Here is a 15,808-nt window from a genome sequence, read left to right as displayed (position 1 = left end):
CCCGCCCCACGCATGAGCACCGAATCGAACACCTACCTGCGTCGCCTGGGCACCTGGGACGGCGCGATGATCGTCATCGGCGGTGTGATCGGCGCGGGCATCTTCCGCACGCCGGCCACGCTGGCCCAGCGCACCGGTTCGGGCTGGGAGCTCCTTGTGCTGTGGGCCATCGGCGGCCTGCTCACGCTGGCCGGGGCGCTGAGCTACGCGGAACTGGGCGCGCGGCGGCCGCAGGCCGGCGGCAGCTACATCTACCTGCGCGAGGCGTTCGGCCAGCTGCCGGCGTTCCTGTTCGGCTGGACCATGGCGCTGATCAACTACCCCGGCAGCGTGGCGGCGGTGGCCACCGCCTTCGCCGACTACTTCTGCGCGGCACTGGGCCTGTCGGCGCTTTACGTCAAGCCGGTGGCCGCCGCGGCGATCGCCTTCATCGTCGGCGTGAACCTGTTCGGCATCCGTGCCGGCGCCTGGGTGCAGAACATCTTCACCGTGCTCAAGCTGGTGGCGATCGCGTTGCTGGTGGCGGTGGGCGTGGTGCTCTCCGACGGCCACCTGGGCGTGACGCTGGCCGCCGATCCCACGCGCCACGTGCCGACCGGTGCACTGTTCGGCGCCCTGCTGCCGGTGCTGTTCACCTACGGCGGCTTCCACTATCTCAACGATCTCGCCGGCGAGGTACGCAATCCGCAACGCACCTTGCCGCGCGCGCTGGGGCTGGGCATGGCGGGCGTGATGATCGCCTACGTGCTGGCCAACTTCGCCTACCTGGCCGGCCTGGGCCATGCGGGACTTGCGGCCAGCCACGCGCCGGCGGCCGATCTCATGCGCCGTCTGCTGGGCGACCGCGGTGCCACGCTGATGGCGCTGGGCATCGCCTGCTCCACCTTCGGCTACTGCAACATCGCCATCGCCGGTGGCGCGCGCGTACTGCAGACGATGGGCGCCGACGGCATGTTCTTCTCCGCGGTAGGCCGCATCGAGCCGCAGAGCCGCGCGCCGCAGGTGGCGCTGGCCACGCTCGGTGCGTGGGCGATCGTGCTGGCGGTGTCGGGCAGCTTCAACCAGTTGCTCGACTACACCACCGTCGGCGAGTGGCTCGCGCACGCCTGCAGCATCGCCACGCTGTTCTGGTACCGCCGCTATCTCAGCGAGCCCTCGCCCTACCGCGTGCCGTTCTATCCGTGGCTGCCGATGATCTTCGTGGTCACCGTGCTGTGCGTGATCGGCGCCACCGCCATCCACAATCCGGGCGACGCCGGCATGAGCCTGGTCATCATCGCCTGTGGCATTCCGGCGTACTACGGCTGGCGCTGGCTGGAGCGCAGCGGCGCCTGAGTCGCGATCTTCAGCAAGGCTTGGCAATACTTGGTGCTTACCGCAGCGAGGATGGCCGATGAAAGCGATGGTGGTGGCCCTGGCCTGCCTGGTCCTGCCGCTGGTGGGGCAGTCGGCACCGCGCACGGATCAAGGGGCCACACCCCCGGCGGACGTCGCGCTGGCGCACGTGCGGCGCGGCGCGATCGAGCACCTGCCCGATGGCGAGGCCCTGCGCCGCTACACCTTCGAACCGGCCGCGCAACCCAGCGTGCGGATGACGCCGGCGCAGCCATGGCGTGGCGGTGAGCTGCGCATGCGCGTGCAGAACGCGATGCCCTGGGCGGTCACGCTGGCGGTCGACGTCGAAGGCAGCGCGGGCGCTCATCTGCACGCGACGGTAGGCCTGCCCGCCGGTCCGCCACAGACACTCGTCGTGCCACTGCATGCGACCTCGCCGCGCGACTTCGGCATGCAGGCCGGCCCGCCGATGCCGTTCGGGCAGGCCGGGCAGCGCATCGTTCTGGCGACCATGGTGGAAGGCGCGGCGTCGCTCGAGGCGGTGCGCGCGGTGCAGTTTTCCATTCCCGCGCCGCAGGCCGAACAGGCGTTGCTTATCGGCGCGACGGGTACCTCCGCAGGCGATACCCCGCGCGCCGCCTACGGCGGCATCGTCGACCGCTACGGCCAGTACACGCGCGCACAATGGCCGGAAAAGATCGACGGCGACGCGGCGCTGCGCACGCGTGTGCGAAGCGGTCCTTCCGCCGCCGCGCCCGCTCGCGGAGACACGTACGGCGGACGTCCGGACGTCCAGGCCAAGGCCACCGGCTGGTTCCGCACGCAGAAGGTCGGCGATCGCTGGCAGCTGGTCACGCCGGATGGCCATCCGTTCTTCTCGCTGGGCGTCAACGCCGTGGCGGCCGATGGCGGGCGCAGCTACGTACAGGGCCGCGAATGGATGTTCACCAGCCTGCCGCCGACGACCGGAAAGTGGGCCGCATTCACCGGAGTGGGCGACAGCCGGCGCGACACCGGCGCGTCCAGGGGCCTGGGCTACGACCACGGTCGCTGGTTCGATTTCTACGCGGCCAACCTCTACCGCGTCGACGGCACCGGCTGGCGCGACGCCTGGCGCCAGCGCACGCGACGGCGGCTGGCCGCCTGGGGCTTCAACACGCTGGGCGACTGGAGCGACGAGACCATCGCGCGCGGCCACCGGCTGGCCTACACCCGCTCGATCAACGTCGCCGGCGACTATGCCAACGTCGCCACCGGCTACGACTGGTGGGGTCGCATGCCCGACCCGTTCGATCCACGCTTCAAGGCTGCCACCGAACGCGCGGTCGGCAAGGCCACCGACGACGTGCGCGACGATCCCTGGCTGCTCGGCTACTTCGCCGACAACGAACTGGCCTGGGCCGCGCCCGGCCCGCAAGGCCGCTGGGCGCTGGCCGTGGGCACGCTGCGCGGCGAACCGCACAGCCCGGCCAAGCAGGCCTTCATCGCGATGCTCAAGCACAAGTACGGCGACGCGCTGCGCCTGGGTGTCGCCTGGGGCATCGGCGTGACGCGCTGGGAGGCGCTGCAGCCGGCCGGCTTCCAGGCGCCGGTGCCGAGCGAGGCGCACCCGGCCATCGCGCAGGACTACAGCGCCTGGCTGCGCACCTACGCCGATGCGTACTTCCGCACCGTGGCGCAGGCGCTGCACCGGCACGACCCGCACCACCTGTTTCTCGGCGGCCGCTTCGCCGTGCGCACGCCCGAAGCCGTGGCCGCCTGCGCGCAGTGGTGCGACGTGCTGAGCATCAATGTCTACGCCGACCTGCCGCAGCACGGCATGGACCTGCCCACGCTGCACGCGCTGGGCAAGCCGGTGCTGGTCAGCGAGTTCTCGTTCGGTTCGACCGATCGTGGACCGTTCGGCGCCGGTCCGGTGCCGGTGTGGAACGAGGCCCAGCGCGGCGAGAACTACGCGCGGTTCATGCAGGCCGCCGCCGCCGATCCAGCGATCGTCGGCGCGCACTGGTTCCAGTGGGCCGACCAGCCGGTCACCGGCCGCCTGCTCGACGGCGAGAATGCGCACTTCGGCCTGGTCGGCATCACCGACATCCCGTTCCAGAGTTTCATCGAGGCGGTGACGGCAGCCAACGCCGCCACCGCCCGCCGCTGATGCCCGCTAGCGCCCGATCTCGCGCAGCGGCTTGCCGTGCATCAGGTTGCGCTCGATCTGCTCGAGCGTGACGCCCCTGGTTTCCGGCACCAGCCAGAACGTCAGCACGATGAACACCGCGTTGAATGCCGCATAGAGCCAGAACGTCTCCGCCTGGCCAATGCCGTTGAGCAGCGGCAGGAAGGAAACGCCGACCAGCCAGTTGGCGGCCCAGTTGGTGAAGGTGGAGCAGCCGATGCCGAAGTCGCGGCCCTTGAGCGGCTGGATCTCCGAGCACAGCGTCCAGATCAGCGGGCCGGCAGACATGGCGAAGCCCACGATGAACACCAGCAGCATCGCCACGGTGAAAAGCTGCTCGCCATGGCTGTCGATGCCCAGGCGCATCATCGTGCCCACCACGCCCAGGCCCACGGTCATCACCACGAAGCCGATGTAGAGAATGGGTTTGCGGCCGAGCTTGTCGACCAGGCCGATGGCGATGAAGGTGGCCAGCACGTTGACCAGGCCGACCAGCACGGTGAACCACATCTGTGCCGCGGTGGCGTAGCCCATGCCCTGGAAGATGCGCGGCGCGTAGTACATCACCACGTTCATGCCGGTCAGCTGCTGCATCACCTGCAGCAGCACGCCTAGGCCCACCGAGCGGCGGAAATTGGCGTTCTGGAAGAACATGTGCACGCCACGCTGCGGGATCTTCAGCTGCTCCTGGATGTCGGCGATTTCCCGCGCGATGACGTTGACGTCGCCGCGCAGCTTGTGCAGCACGCTCTCGGCCTCGGGGCGGCGGCCGCGCATCATCAGCCAGCGCGGGCTGTCCGGCAGCACGGTGACGCCGACGAGGAACAGCGCGCCGGGAATCGCGATCACGCCCAGCATCCAGCGCCAGTTGCCGGAGTAGCTGAACCCGAGGTCGGACAGGTAGGCCGCCAGGATGCCGATGGTGATCATCAGCTGGTAAAGCGAAATCATCGCGCCACGGATCGACTCCGGTGCGATCTCCGCCAGGTACAGCGGCGCGGTGAAGCTGGCGATGCCGATCGCCAGGCCGAGCACGAAGCGGCCCGCGATCAGCACGTCGGGCGACCAGGCCACCCCGCAGAGCACCGAGCCGGCCACGAACAGCACCCCGCCCAGGATCAGCGAGCGCTTGCGGCCCAGGTGGCCGGACAGCCAGCCGGCTGCCAACGCTCCCAGCGCGGCGCCGGCCATCATGATCGAGACGATCCAGCCGATCGTGCGGTCGCTGACCACGAATTCCTTCTGGATGAACTGCTCGGCGCCGGAGATCACGCCGATGTCCAGGCCGAACATCAGGCCGGCCAGCGCGGCCAGGATGCAGGTGAACACGGCCGTGGCCTTGGCACGGGTGGCGACCGGTGCTGCGGTAGTGGCATTCATGGATTTTCCCGGTAGGTGTCGTCTAGACGGCTTGGCTCGATAGTGTGGCGTGTTCGTCCGCCCGTGGGTGGCACGCCGGCAAAGCGCGGTTCCGGCAGGCCGGTGGTGCCCGCCGGCGCTGCGAACAGCGCACCGGCGGAGGGTTGTCCGGCGAGCGCGTCGGCGTCCAGGCCGTCGCGCGCGCTGGTGATGTAGAGCATCGCAAGATCCGGTCCGCCGAAAGCGGGGCGGGTCGGCTGCGAGGCGGGCACATCGATGCAATGGTCCAGGCGCCCATCCGCGGTATAGCACGCCACGCGACCGAGACCCCACTGTGCGTTCCACAGGTTGCCGGCGCAATCCACCGCCGAGCCGTCCGGCTCGCCGCGCGGATCGTCGACGCGCGCGAAGGTGCGCGGCGGGCCGCAGCGGTCGCCGTAGCCGCAGCACTGGATCGTGCGTGCCATGGAATCGCAGTAGTAGAGCGTGCGCCCGTCGGGGCTGAAGGCGAGGCTGTTGCTGATCGCCACGCCGGGCAGGTCCAGGCGCTCGATCGAGAGATCCGCGTTCAGGCGGTAGAAGCTGCCGATGGCGCGGCGAGGGTCGCCCGCGGCCGGTTCGTGCAAGGTACCGAAGACGAAGCGGCCCTGGCGGTCGCAGGCACCGTCGTTGAGGCGCGTCGGCACCCCCGATTCCACCTCGGCGATGGGCGCGAGCGTGCCGCTGGCCGGATGGAAGAACGCCAGGCGCGAGGCAAGCCCGAGCAGCAGCCAGCCGTCGGCCTCGCACAATGCCAGGCAGGCCAGCCGCTCGGGCATCGGCCACCGCTCCGCGCGGCCGTCGCGCGGGCGGTAGCGCCACAACGTGGCTGCGTGGATGTCGGTCCAGTACAGCGCCTGTTCGCGCGTGCACCACACGATGCCTTCGCCCAGCGTGTTGCGTGCCTGCAGGGCGACCGTGGCGGCGGCGTTCATACCCAGCCGCCGTCCACGATGAAGTCCTGCCCGGTGCACATGCGGCTGTCGTCGGCAGCCAGGAACAGCGCCGCGCGCGCAAGGTCGTCGGCCATCAGGTAGCCGGGCAGGCATTGCACGCGGGCGATCTCCGCTTCGCCTTCGGCGTCCAGCCACAGCCGGCGCTGCTTCTCGGTGATCACCCAACCGGGCACCAGCGCGTTGATGCGGATGCGGTCGCGGCCGAGCTCGCGCGCCAGGCCGTTGACCAGCCCGTGCACGGCGGCCTTGGCCATCGCGTACATCGGGTAGCCGGCGTTCTTCTTCATCCAGCCGGTCGAACCCAGGCAGATCACCGAGCCGCCACCGAGCGCGCGCATGTCCCCGCACACCGCCTGCGTGGCGAAGTACTGGTGGCGCAGGTTGACCGCGATGTTGCGATCGAACTCGGCGCCAGTCGTGTCGCCGAAGGCGTGGCGCACGTCGTTGGCGGCGTTGTTGACCAGCACGCCGATCGGACCCATGGCGGCCCGCGCCTGCGCGATCGCCGCGGCCAGTGCGTCGAGGTCGGTGACGTCGCAGGGCAGGAACAGCGGGCGATGGTGGGCGTCGGCCAGCTCCTCGCACAGCGCCTGGCCGTGTTCGCGATCGAGGTCGATGAAGGCGACGCGGCTGCCCTGGCGCGCGAAGTGCTCGACGAACGCCGCGCCGATGCCGGTGGCGCCGCCGCTGATGAATACCGTGCGGTCGAGCAGGCTGGGGTAGGTAGCGAAGGCGGCCATGCTCACCACTCCGCCACGCTGCCGTCGGCATGGCGCCACACCGGATTGCGCCAGCGATGGCCGGCCGAGGCGCGCTCGGCGACGTAGGCCTCGTTCACCTCGATGCCCAGGCCGGGACCGTTCGGGATGGCGACGAAGCCGTCCTGGTAGGCGAACACGCTGCGGTCGCTGACGTAGTCGAGCAGGTCGTTGGCGGCGTTGTAATGGATGCCCAGGCTCTGTTCCTGGATGAAGGCGTTGTGGCAGACCGCGTCCAGCTGCAGGTTGGCGGCCAGCGCGATCGGACCGAGCGGGCAGTGCAGCGCGATGGCGACGTCGTAGGCCTCGGCCATCGCGGCGATCTTGCGCGTCTCGGTGATGCCGCCGGCGTGCGAGGGATCGGGCTGCAGGATGTCGACGCCGCCGATCGCGAGCACACGCTTGAAGTCGTAGCGCGAGTACAGCCGCTCGCCCAGCGCGATCGGCGCAGGCGACACGGCGGCGAGTTCCGGCAGCGCTTCCAGGTGTTCGGAGAGGACGGGTTCCTCGATGAACATCAGCTTGTAGGGTGCGAGCTCGCGCATCAGCACCTTGGCCATCGGCTTGTGCACGCGGCCGTGGAAGTCCAGGCCCAGGCCCACGTGTGCCCCGACCGCGTCGCGCACGGCCTGCACGTTGGCCAGCACTTGCTCGACCTTCTCGTAGGTGTCGACGTACTGCATTTCCTCGGTGGCATTCATCTTCACCGCGGTGAAGCCGCGCGCGACCGCCTCCTTCGCCGCGCGCGCAGTGTCGGCGGGACGGTCGCCGCCGATCCACGAATACACGCGGATGCGCTCGCGCACCGGACCGCCGAGCAGCGCGTGCACCGGCTGGCCCAGGTGCTTGCCCTTGATGTCCCACAGCGCCTGGTCGATGCCGGCGATCGCGCTCATCAGCACCGGGCCGCCGCGGTAGAAGCCGCCGCGGTACATCACGCTCCACAGGTCCTCGATGTGGCGCGGGTCCTTGCCGACCAGGTAGTCGGACAGCTCGTCCACCGCCGCGGCGATGGTGTGCGCGCGGCCTTCGACGATCGGCTCGCCCCAGCCGCAGATGCCCTCATCGGTATCGACGCGCAGGAACAGCCAGCGCGGTGGCACGACAAACGTGGTCAGACGGGTGATCTTCATGCGTTGGATCCCTGCGAATCGAGGTGGCGCCGCCAGGCCTGGGTGAAGGCATGCGCACGCGCGCCGACGTCGTCGGCCGCGCGTCCGGGCGCGTAGAGCGAGGAGCCGATGCCGAAGCCGGCGGCGCCGGCAGCCAGCCACGGACCCATGGTGTCCGGCGCGATGCCGCCGACCGGCAGCACCGCGGTGGCCGCCGGCAGCACGGCGCGCCAGGCCTTGAGCACGGCCGGCGAGGCCTGCTCGGCGGGAAAGAGCTTCAGCGCATCGGCGCCGGCGGCAAGCGCGGCGAAGGCCTCGGTCGGCGTGGCGACGCCCGGCACGCAGTAGAGGCCCGCCTGCTTGGCGGCGCGGATGACCGCGACATCGGCGTGCGGCATCACCACGATCCGCCCGCCCGCGTCGGCGATGTCGCGCACCCGAGCCGGATCGAGCACGGTACCTGCGCCGACCAGCCGCTCGCTGCCGTAGCGCTCGGCGAGCAGGCTGATGCTGTCCAGCGGGCGCGGCGAGTTGAGCGGCACTTCCAGGATGCGGAAGCCCGCACCGACCAGCGCGTCGCCGACGGCCGGCGCCTCGTCCGGATGCAGGCCGCGCAGAATCGCCACCAGCGGCAGCGGATCGAGCCAGGTGTTGAAGTCGTTCATGCGTGGGAAAGTCCGTGAAGCAGGCCGGCCGCTGCGGCGACCCGCCAGAGGCCCGACGCGGCAGTCGCGCCGGGCGTGGATTGGAGCGACAGGCCGAACGCGGGGGCCGCCTGCCGGTAGCGCGCGCACAGCGCATCCTCGCCGACGACCAGCACCGGCGCGTCGGGCGTGGCCCAGCCGGCGGCCAGCGCCATGCGCAGCTCGTCGCCGATCAGCAGGCCGGAAAGGAAGTCGGCCACCGAGGCAGGCGCCAGCGCACCTTCGAGCATCAAGGCGCGCGTGGAGAACAACCGCGACAGGCCACCCGCGGCGCCGGAGGCCTGCGCCGCCGCGACACCGCGCGCGAACGCCTCATCGTCGGCGCCGCCCTCGGGAAGTCCGGCGCCGAGCACCGAGTGCCCCCGCAACAGCGCGAACAGCTCGCCCGTCATCAGCGTGGTGAAACCGGTGACCGCATCGTCGCGCACGCGCACCCACTTGCTGTGCGTGCCGGGCATCAGCAGCCGCGCGTTGCCCGCAAGGCCAGGCATGCGCGCGAGTACGCCGGCCACCTGGGTCTCCTCGCCGCGCATCACGTCCGGCCCGGCCGGGTCGCGCAGGCCCGGCACGATGTGCACGGTGCGCCCATCCGGCGCGTCGATCGCGGTGAGCGAGCGACCCAGCGCTTCGAGGCGGCAGGGCGTGTCGAGGTAGGGCACCTCGCGCCAGCCGCCGCGGCTACCGACCATCCCGCAGGCCAGCACCGGCGCGTGTGGCCAGCCCTCGACCGCGCGCGCGAAAGCTTCCTCGAAACCACCCTGCGGCAGCTGCCGGCTGCCCCAGGGCAGCGCACGCGTGTCCGCCACGCCGCCCACCTCGTCGAAGCGGTAGGCGCGCAGCCGCGTGCTGCCCCAGTCCAGGCCGATCAGCGGCGTGTTCACGCACTGGCCTTTTTGCGGGCGCGGCCGCGGCTGTGCTGCAGGTTCGCCTGCGAGTCGGCGATCATCGAGTGCATCGCCTTGCGCGCCACTTCCGGTTGCTTGCGGCGGATCGCCTCGAGCACCTTCTGGTGCTGCGGCAACGAATACTTGAAGTTGGTCGCGGTGCGCGCCGACAACGTGAAAAAGGTGCCCAGCGCGGTCTCGACCACCGAGAACAGCGACTGCAGCAGCTCGTTGCCGGTGGCATGCAGCACCGCGTCGTGGAACTGCAGGTCGGCCGCAGTCCACTCGTCGAGCGTCTGCGCGGCGTCCATCGCGCGGAAGGCGGTATCGATCTCGGCCAGCTGCTCGGCGGTACGCCGGCGCGCGGCGGCGGCGGCGGCGGCGGGCTCGATCACCTCGCGCATCTCCACCAGCTTGTCGACGAAGTCATCGGTCGGCATCGACGCGCAGCGCCAGGCCAGCACGTCGGCGTCGAGCTGGTTCCAGTGGCGCTTGTCCAGCACGCGTGCGCCGACACCGGTGCGCGATTCGATCAGGCCCTTGGCCGAGAGCACCTTCAGTGCCTCGCGCAGTGCGGTGCGGCTGACCTGCAGGCTTTCGGCAAGTGTTTCCTCGCGCGGCAGCACGTCGCCGGGCTTGACCTTGCCGCCCACGATGCGCTGCCCGAGCTCGTGCATGACGTGCCCGTACAGGCTGCGGACTGCGCTCGTCTTCCTCATGAAATGCGGCTCCAGGGTGGCTTGGTCGATCCGTGTCGGCGGGCGCTGTCCCCCGTCCGGACGGTTTGTCATACAAATCGACTATAAGCACTCGGCGCGCGTCCTGCCAAGGTGCGGCGGCACTTTTTTTCTCCCTACGGAGCGGCGTCGCGAAAGGGCTGATGACGCATTGCGGAAATTGCGTCGAACAAAGCGATCGCTGCCGGAGCCGGCGAACACCGTGCGCCCCGCGATGCAATGCGGAAGCGGCTTCTGCAAAGCATCGCTACGGGTGTCATGCCGCGCTGCACCAGGAAAAAATTACGCCCGCCGAACACTTGCACGATAATCATACAATGTGATTGCATGCCTCCACTTCGAGTGCGGCAGAAGGAGGCTGGGGACATGCTACGTGCAGGGTGGATGGGTTCGATGCTCGGCCTGATGACGCTCTCGATGGCGGCGCATGCCGGCACCGCCGCGAAGCGCGAAAGCTTCGGCACGATGCCCGATGGTCGAGCGGTGGAAGCGGTCGTGCTGACCAATGCACATGGATTGTCGGCACGGGTGATCGCCTACGGCGCGAGCCTGCAGTCGTTGCGCGTACCGGACCGCGACGGCCACTTGGCCGACATCGTGCTCGGCTACCCCTCGCTCAAGGGTTATCTGGAGAAGCCGCAGTATTTCGGCGCCACGGTTGGCCGCTACGCCAACCGCATCGCCAAGGGCCGCTTCGTGCTCGACGGTCATACCTACCAGGTACCGGTCAACGACGGACCCAACTCGCTGCACGGCGGCACCCGCGGCTTCGACAAGGTGCTGTGGACGATCAGCGCGGTCAGCCATGACGCCGGCAAGGCGAGCGTGACGCTGACCTACGTCAGCCCGGATGGCGACATGGGCTATCCCGGCAAGCTCTCGGTCACCGCGCAATACACGCTCGACGACAAGAACCAGCTGTCGATCCGCTACGGCGCGACCACCGACCGGCCGACCATCGTCAACCTGAGCAACCACACCTACTGGAACCTCGCCGGCGAGGGCTCCGGCAGCGTGATGGACCAGCGCCTGACCATCGTTGCCGATGCGTTCCTGCCGATCGATGCGACGTCCATTCCCACCGGGCAGCTGCGCAAGGTCGACGGCACGCCGTTCGACTTCCGCCATCCCAAACCGATCGGCCGCGACATCCGCACCGATGATCCGCAACTGCTCAACGGCCGCGGCTACGACCACAACTGGGTGATCAGCCGCACGCCGGCGCCGGTGCCGCGGATGGTCGCGCGCGTGGAAGACCCGCACTCGGGGCGCGTGCTCACGCTGAGTTCCGACCAGCCCGGCCTGCAGTTCTACTCGGGCAATTTCCTCGACGGCACGACCGTCGGCACCGGCGGGCACGTCTACCGCCAGGGCGATGCGTTCGTGCTCGAACCGCAGTTGTATCCGGACACGCCCAACCAGCCGGCGTTCGGCTCGGCGCGGCTGGACCCGGGACATGAGTACCGCAACGTGATCGTCTACCGCTTCACCACCGAGCCGGCGCGCGCCGCGCACTGACCCGGCAGTCCACCGTCCACCGGACGCCCGTTGGGGCGCCCGCGGGAGCGTTTTGCCCGGCGCAGGGCGCCGCGCACCACGAGGAGTTCGCATGAAACACGCATGGTTGGCCCTGGCATTCGGTGCGGCAGCGCTGCTGGCACCGCGCGCACCGGCCGCCGATGCGCCGGCGCGCTGGACGCCGGCGAAGGCGCACGCCTGGTACGAACACCAGCCCTGGCCGCTGGGCAGCAACTACGTGCCGGCCGACGCAATCAACGAGCTGGAGATGTGGCAGTCGGCCACCTTCGACCCGGCGCGCATCGACAAGGAGCTGGGCTGGGCACAGCAGCTGGGCATGAACACCATGCGCGTGTTCCTGCACGACCTGCTGTGGAAGCAGGACCCGCAGGGTTTCAAGCAGCGCATCGACACCTTCCTGGCGATCGCGCACAAGCACGGCATCAAGCCTATCTTCGTGCTGTTCGATTCGTGCTGGGACCCGGAGCCGAAGCTCGGTCCGCAGCACCCGCCGATCCCCGGCGTGCACAACTCCGGCTGGGTGCAGAGCCCGGGCGTGGCCATGGCCGACCCGAGCCAGTATCCGCGGCTGGAGCAGTACGTGAAGGACATCGTCGGGCACTTCGCCAACGACCCGCGGATCCTCGCCTGGGACGTGTGGAACGAGCCGGACAACCCCGGTGGCGGCGACTACGACGCGCGCGAGCCGAAAAACAAGGTGGCGCTGGTGGCCAAGCTCCTGCCGCAGGTGTTCGCCTGGGCGCGCAGTGCCGCGCCGACGCAGCCGCTCACCAGCGGCCTGTGGCACGACGCGGACTGGTCCGACCCGGCCAAGCTCAATGCGGTCGAGCGCACGCAGCTGGACGAGTCCGACGTGATCAGCTTCCACAACTATGGCTGGCCGGAGGAGTTCGCCGGGCGCGTGCAACAGCTCGCGCGGTACGGCCGCCCGCTGATCTGCACCGAGTACATGGCGCGCGGCGCGGGCTCGACCATCGATGGCGTACTGCCGCTGGCCAAGAAGCTCGACGTGGGCATGGTCAACTGGGGCTTCGTCAAAGGGCGCACGCAGACCACGCTGCCGTGGGATTCCTGGCAGCGCCCGTACACGCTGCAGCCGCCAACGATCTGGTTCCACGACCTGCTGCACGGCGACGGTACGCCGTACCGCCAGCGCGAGGCGGAGATCCTGCGCGCGCTTTCGCACGCACCGCGCGGCGTGGTGCCGGCCGCGGCAGCGGTCTATCCGGCCTCGGCCGGCACAACGACCCACTGAACACCGACGTTTCCGCGCCGCGGGCAGCCGCCCGCGGCGTGACCAGACCAAGAACGCCGGCCAACCGGCGATCCACGATCTTCTGACGGGAGGTTTCCATCCATGTACCGCAACCGCATTTCCGTGACGATCCTCGCGGCCGCGATCGCCGCGGCCTTCGCTCCGGCCTACGCGCAGGATACGCAGGCGCCTGCCGATGCCGGCACGCAGTCATCCACCAGCGCCTCCACCCAGGACGGCCAGGCCAAGGCCAAGAGCGGCACCGCCCAGAGCGAGACCAAGAAGAAGGTGGTCGACCTGTCGCAGGTGACCGTCACGCCGCTGCGCCAGAGCCTGGAGAGCGCCCAGTCGCTCAAGCAGGACGCGCGCATGGTGGTCGACTCCATCGTCGCCGAGGACATCGGCAAGCTGCCGGACAACAGCGTGGCCGATGCCATGCAGCGCATCACCGGCGTGCAGGTGGCGCAGGGCTTCCAGGGCGAGACCAGCTCGGTGGTGATCCGCGGCCTGCCCAACGTCGTGACCACGCTCAATGGCCGCGAGATCTTCAGCGGCGTGGGCCGCGCCTTTGCCTTCCAGAACCTGCCGGCCACCGCGGTCAAGACGGTCTCGGTCTACAAGAGCAGCGAGGCGAGCCTGCTCGACGGCGGCATCGCGGGTGTGGTCGACATGCAGCTCTATCGCCCGTTCGACTTCGACGGCGCCAAGGTGGCGGCGACCTACACGGCCACCCACGCCAAGTACGGCAACCACACCGACCCGAACTTCAGCGTGCTGGCCAGCGACCGCTGGCAGACCGGCATCGGCGAGGTCGGTGCGCTGGTCAATGCCAGCTTCATGGCGCAGCACTACCAGTACAACGCGGTGTGGGGCGACTTCCCGAAGGTGCTGACCGACGGCACCGGCGCGCCGGTCCGCACCGATGCGGGCAACCTGGTCGCCGCACCCAACGGCTTCGGCGCCGACTACAACATCGGCTACCGCCAGCGCCCGGAGCTCAACTACGCGCTGCAGTGGAAGCCCAACGACAGCACCGAGGTCTATGCCGAAGGCCTGTACGACTGGCTGTCGGACGACTACAACCAGCCGTTCTACTTCTCCTTCCCGGTCGGTGCAGTCAGCCCGAGCAACCTGACCGTCAGCGACAACTGCTACGCCGACCAGCTCACCGGCTCGCCGTTCGAAGGCCAGACCGTCTGCGACGCCGCCAGCGGCACCTGGACCGGCAACACCTATGCCGCGACCAGCACCCAGGCGCACGTGCAGCACGGCCACGACATGCAGCACGCGGTCGGCGTGAAGTGGCAGGGCGACCGGCTGCGCCTGAGCTCGGACCTGTCCTACGGCCAGACCTCGTTCAACGACAACACCTTCATCGTCGACACCTTCCTCAAGGGGCCGGTGACCACGGTGTGGAACGGCACGGCCGGCAACCAGCAGAACTGGTCGCTGGGCAACAACCAGCAGCTGGATCCGAACAACTACTACCTCAACGGCCTGTTCCAGACCTGGCACACCGAGCGGGGCAAGCAGTGGGCGTGGCGCGGTGACGGCAACCTGGACATCAACGGCAGCTTCCTCAGCTACCTCGACTTCGGCCTGCGCTATGCCGACCACAAGGCCCAGTACAACGGCAGCGTGGAGATCTCCACCCCGCCGCCGGGCGGCGCCGGCACCGGCAACATCGTCGAGACGCCGAACCCGGCCAACCAGGTCACCGCCCGCTTCCCGAGCAGCTACTTCTGCTCCATGCCGACCACCTCGGCCATCCCGGTGTCCTGGCTGACCGGCTGCTTCAACTACCTCACCGCCAATGCCGACGCGATCCGTGGCCTGTACGGCCTGCCCGCGGGCACCGCGCCGGTGAACCCCGGCCGCTACTACAACATCGACGAGAAGACCCTCGCCGGCTACCTGCAGGCTGGCTACGACACCACCCTGTTCGGACTGCCGGTGGACGGCCTGCTGGGCATGCGCGTGGAGCGCGTCAAGCGCAACCTGGACGCGTACTCCTTCAATGCCGCCACCAGCGTCTACTCGCCGCTGTCGGTGGGCACCAATGAACCGGTGTACCTGCCCAACGCCAGCTTCAACCTGCACTTCACCGACGCGCTGCAGTTGCGCCTGGTGGCGGCCAAGACCATCACCTACCCGGGCTTCGGCCAGCTGAATCCGTCGATCTCGCTCAACCCCGGAACGATCAACCGCGCCGGTGCGGCCGCCAGCGGCAATCCGAACCTCAAGCCGATCAAGTCGAACAACTACGACGCGTCGCTGGAGTGGTACTTCGCACCGTCCGGCTACGTCAGCGGCGGCGTGTTCTACCGCGACATCAACGGCTACATCCAGAACTACGTGACCGACGTGACGATCAACGGCGAGGCCTACCAGTTGTCCTCGCCGCAGAGCGCCGGCAGCGGCCACCTGGACGGCGCCGAGGTGGCCTACCAGCAGTTCTTCGACTTCCTGCCGGGCGCGCTGAGCGGCCTGGGCGTGCAGTTGAACTACACCTACATCGACGGCTCGACCCGCTCGCCGCAGTTCATCGGCGGCCCGGAGGTGGCCTCGCCGCTGCAGAATGTGTCCAAGCGCAACGGCAACGCGGTGCTGATGTACGAGAAGTACGGCTTCTCCGCGCGCCTGGCCTACAACTACCGCAGCCGCTTCATCGACTTCTTTACCCAGCCGACGGTGGCCGGCAACCATGACGAGATCGAGCCGGCCAACCAGCTCGACCTGTCGGTGGGCTACGACGTCAACCCGTACACCACCGTGATCCTCTCGGCCACCAACCTGACCGGGCAGGACCTGCACCAGTACTGGGGCGACGGCAACTCGCGGCCGCGCGACATCCGCTACCAGGATCGCACCGTGGGCGTCGGCCTGCGCTTCAAGCTGTGAGCGCCGGCGGCGACGGCAGCGGCCCTCCCCGCAGCCAGCCGTCGCCGCCGTCGGTCACA

12 protein-coding genes are annotated in these 15,808 nt (G+C 69.4%); 5 read left to right on the top strand and 7 right to left on the bottom strand.

From position 1 onward, the window contains the following. Window positions 1-12 precede the first annotated feature (12 nt). Window positions 13-1,335, top strand: a complete 1,323-nt coding sequence (locus BMZ38_RS04485; protein ID WP_091335624.1) for an APC family permease — start codon at window positions 13-15, stop codon at window positions 1,333-1,335. 58 nt (window positions 1,336-1,393) lie between these two features. Beyond that, the gene (locus BMZ38_RS04480; RefSeq protein WP_091334695.1) at window positions 1,394-3,487 is read left to right on the top strand and encodes a beta-agarase; all 2,094 of its coding nucleotides are present in this window, start codon (window positions 1,394-1,396) and stop codon (window positions 3,485-3,487) included. 6 nt (window positions 3,488-3,493) lie between these two features. Here the strand turns inward: BMZ38_RS04480 and BMZ38_RS04475 are convergent, their stop codons facing one another. From BMZ38_RS04475 to BMZ38_RS04445, 7 genes are read right to left on the bottom strand one after another with little or no spacing between them, the layout of a single operon-like run. After that, the gene (locus tag BMZ38_RS04475; RefSeq protein WP_091334692.1) at window positions 3,494-4,885 is read right to left on the bottom strand and encodes a sugar porter family MFS transporter; all 1,392 of its coding nucleotides are present in this window, start codon (window positions 4,883-4,885) and stop codon (window positions 3,494-3,496) included. Beyond that, window positions 4,882-5,838: an SMP-30/gluconolactonase/LRE family protein gene (locus BMZ38_RS04470; protein WP_091334690.1), complete on the bottom strand. Its 957-nt coding sequence runs from the start codon at window positions 5,836-5,838 to the stop codon at window positions 4,882-4,884. Before BMZ38_RS04470 ends, BMZ38_RS04475 begins: the two co-directional genes overlap by 4 nt. After that, window positions 5,835-6,599 (bottom strand): SDR family NAD(P)-dependent oxidoreductase, encoded by a 765-nt coding sequence (locus tag BMZ38_RS04465; protein ID WP_091334688.1) that lies wholly within the window; start codon window positions 6,597-6,599, stop codon window positions 5,835-5,837. Before BMZ38_RS04465 ends, BMZ38_RS04470 begins: the two co-directional genes overlap by 4 nt. A 2-nt stretch (window positions 6,600-6,601) precedes the next feature. Beyond that, window positions 6,602-7,750 (bottom strand): galactonate dehydratase, encoded by a 1,149-nt coding sequence (gene dgoD / locus BMZ38_RS04460; RefSeq protein WP_091334686.1) that lies wholly within the window; start codon window positions 7,748-7,750, stop codon window positions 6,602-6,604. Beyond that, window positions 7,747-8,394: a 2-dehydro-3-deoxy-6-phosphogalactonate aldolase gene (locus tag BMZ38_RS04455; protein WP_091334684.1), complete on the bottom strand. Its 648-nt coding sequence runs from the start codon at window positions 8,392-8,394 to the stop codon at window positions 7,747-7,749. Before BMZ38_RS04455 ends, dgoD begins: the two co-directional genes overlap by 4 nt. Next, complete coding sequence (locus BMZ38_RS04450) at window positions 8,391-9,314, bottom strand: 2-dehydro-3-deoxygalactonokinase (protein ID WP_091334682.1); 924 nt, start codon at window positions 9,312-9,314, stop codon at window positions 8,391-8,393. The genes BMZ38_RS04455 and BMZ38_RS04450 overlap by 4 nt, the downstream gene beginning before the upstream one ends. Next, the gene (locus BMZ38_RS04445; RefSeq protein ID WP_091334680.1) at window positions 9,311-10,036 is read right to left on the bottom strand and encodes a FadR/GntR family transcriptional regulator; all 726 of its coding nucleotides are present in this window, start codon (window positions 10,034-10,036) and stop codon (window positions 9,311-9,313) included. Before BMZ38_RS04445 ends, BMZ38_RS04450 begins: the two co-directional genes overlap by 4 nt. 384 nt (window positions 10,037-10,420) lie before the next feature. On the opposite strand from BMZ38_RS04445, the gene BMZ38_RS04440 reads away from it, so the two are divergent. The 3 genes from BMZ38_RS04440 (at window position 10,421) to BMZ38_RS04430 (ending at window position 15,749) form a co-directional block, all read left to right on the top strand. Continuing rightward, the gene (locus BMZ38_RS04440) at window positions 10,421-11,572 is read left to right on the top strand and encodes an aldose epimerase family protein (RefSeq protein WP_245747179.1); all 1,152 of its coding nucleotides are present in this window, start codon (window positions 10,421-10,423) and stop codon (window positions 11,570-11,572) included. A 91-nt stretch (window positions 11,573-11,663) separates the two neighbouring features. Then, entirely contained in the window at window positions 11,664-12,848 is a 1,185-nt protein-coding gene (locus BMZ38_RS04435) for an endo-1,4-beta-xylanase (RefSeq protein WP_245747178.1), read from the top strand. Window positions 12,849-12,950: 102 nt separating this feature from the next. Beyond that, window positions 12,951-15,749, top strand: a complete 2,799-nt coding sequence (locus tag BMZ38_RS04430) for a TonB-dependent receptor (protein WP_091334678.1) — start codon at window positions 12,951-12,953, stop codon at window positions 15,747-15,749. Window positions 15,750-15,808 lie beyond the last annotated feature (59 nt).

Origin of the sequence: Frateuria terrea, from assembly GCF_900115705.1 — a bacterium.
GTDB classification, from domain to species: Bacteria; Pseudomonadota; Gammaproteobacteria; order Xanthomonadales; family Rhodanobacteraceae; genus Frateuria_A; species Frateuria_A terrea.
Note: the sequence above shows the minus strand (reverse complement) of the source record. Positions and strands in the feature narration are given on the sequence as shown.

What these genes read in the sequence shown, in the direction of transcription:
- dgoD (WP_091334686.1), bottom strand. Translation starts at nt 7,750, where the DNA reads ATGAAGATCACCCGTCTGACCACGTTTGTCGTGCCACCGCGCTGGCTG.
- BMZ38_RS04440 (WP_245747179.1), top strand. Translation starts at nt 10,421, where the DNA reads ATGCTACGTGCAGGGTGGATGGGTTCGATGCTCGGCCTGATGACGCTC.
- BMZ38_RS04465 (WP_091334688.1), bottom strand. Translation starts at nt 6,599, where the DNA reads ATGGCCGCCTTCGCTACCTACCCCAGCCTGCTCGACCGCACGGTATTC.
- BMZ38_RS04470 (WP_091334690.1), bottom strand. Translation starts at nt 5,838, where the DNA reads ATGAACGCCGCCGCCACGGTCGCCCTGCAGGCACGCAACACGCTGGGC.
- BMZ38_RS04445 (WP_091334680.1), bottom strand. Translation starts at nt 10,036, where the DNA reads ATGAGGAAGACGAGCGCAGTCCGCAGCCTGTACGGGCACGTCATGCAC.
- BMZ38_RS04475 (WP_091334692.1), bottom strand. Translation starts at nt 4,885, where the DNA reads ATGAATGCCACTACCGCAGCACCGGTCGCCACCCGTGCCAAGGCCACG.
- BMZ38_RS04435 (WP_245747178.1), top strand. Translation starts at nt 11,664, where the DNA reads ATGAAACACGCATGGTTGGCCCTGGCATTCGGTGCGGCAGCGCTGCTG.
- BMZ38_RS04430 (WP_091334678.1), top strand. Translation starts at nt 12,951, where the DNA reads ATGTACCGCAACCGCATTTCCGTGACGATCCTCGCGGCCGCGATCGCC.
- BMZ38_RS04485 (WP_091335624.1), top strand. Translation starts at nt 13, where the DNA reads ATGAGCACCGAATCGAACACCTACCTGCGTCGCCTGGGCACCTGGGAC.
- BMZ38_RS04455 (WP_091334684.1), bottom strand. Translation starts at nt 8,394, where the DNA reads ATGAACGACTTCAACACCTGGCTCGATCCGCTGCCGCTGGTGGCGATT.
- BMZ38_RS04480 (WP_091334695.1), top strand. Translation starts at nt 1,394, where the DNA reads ATGAAAGCGATGGTGGTGGCCCTGGCCTGCCTGGTCCTGCCGCTGGTG.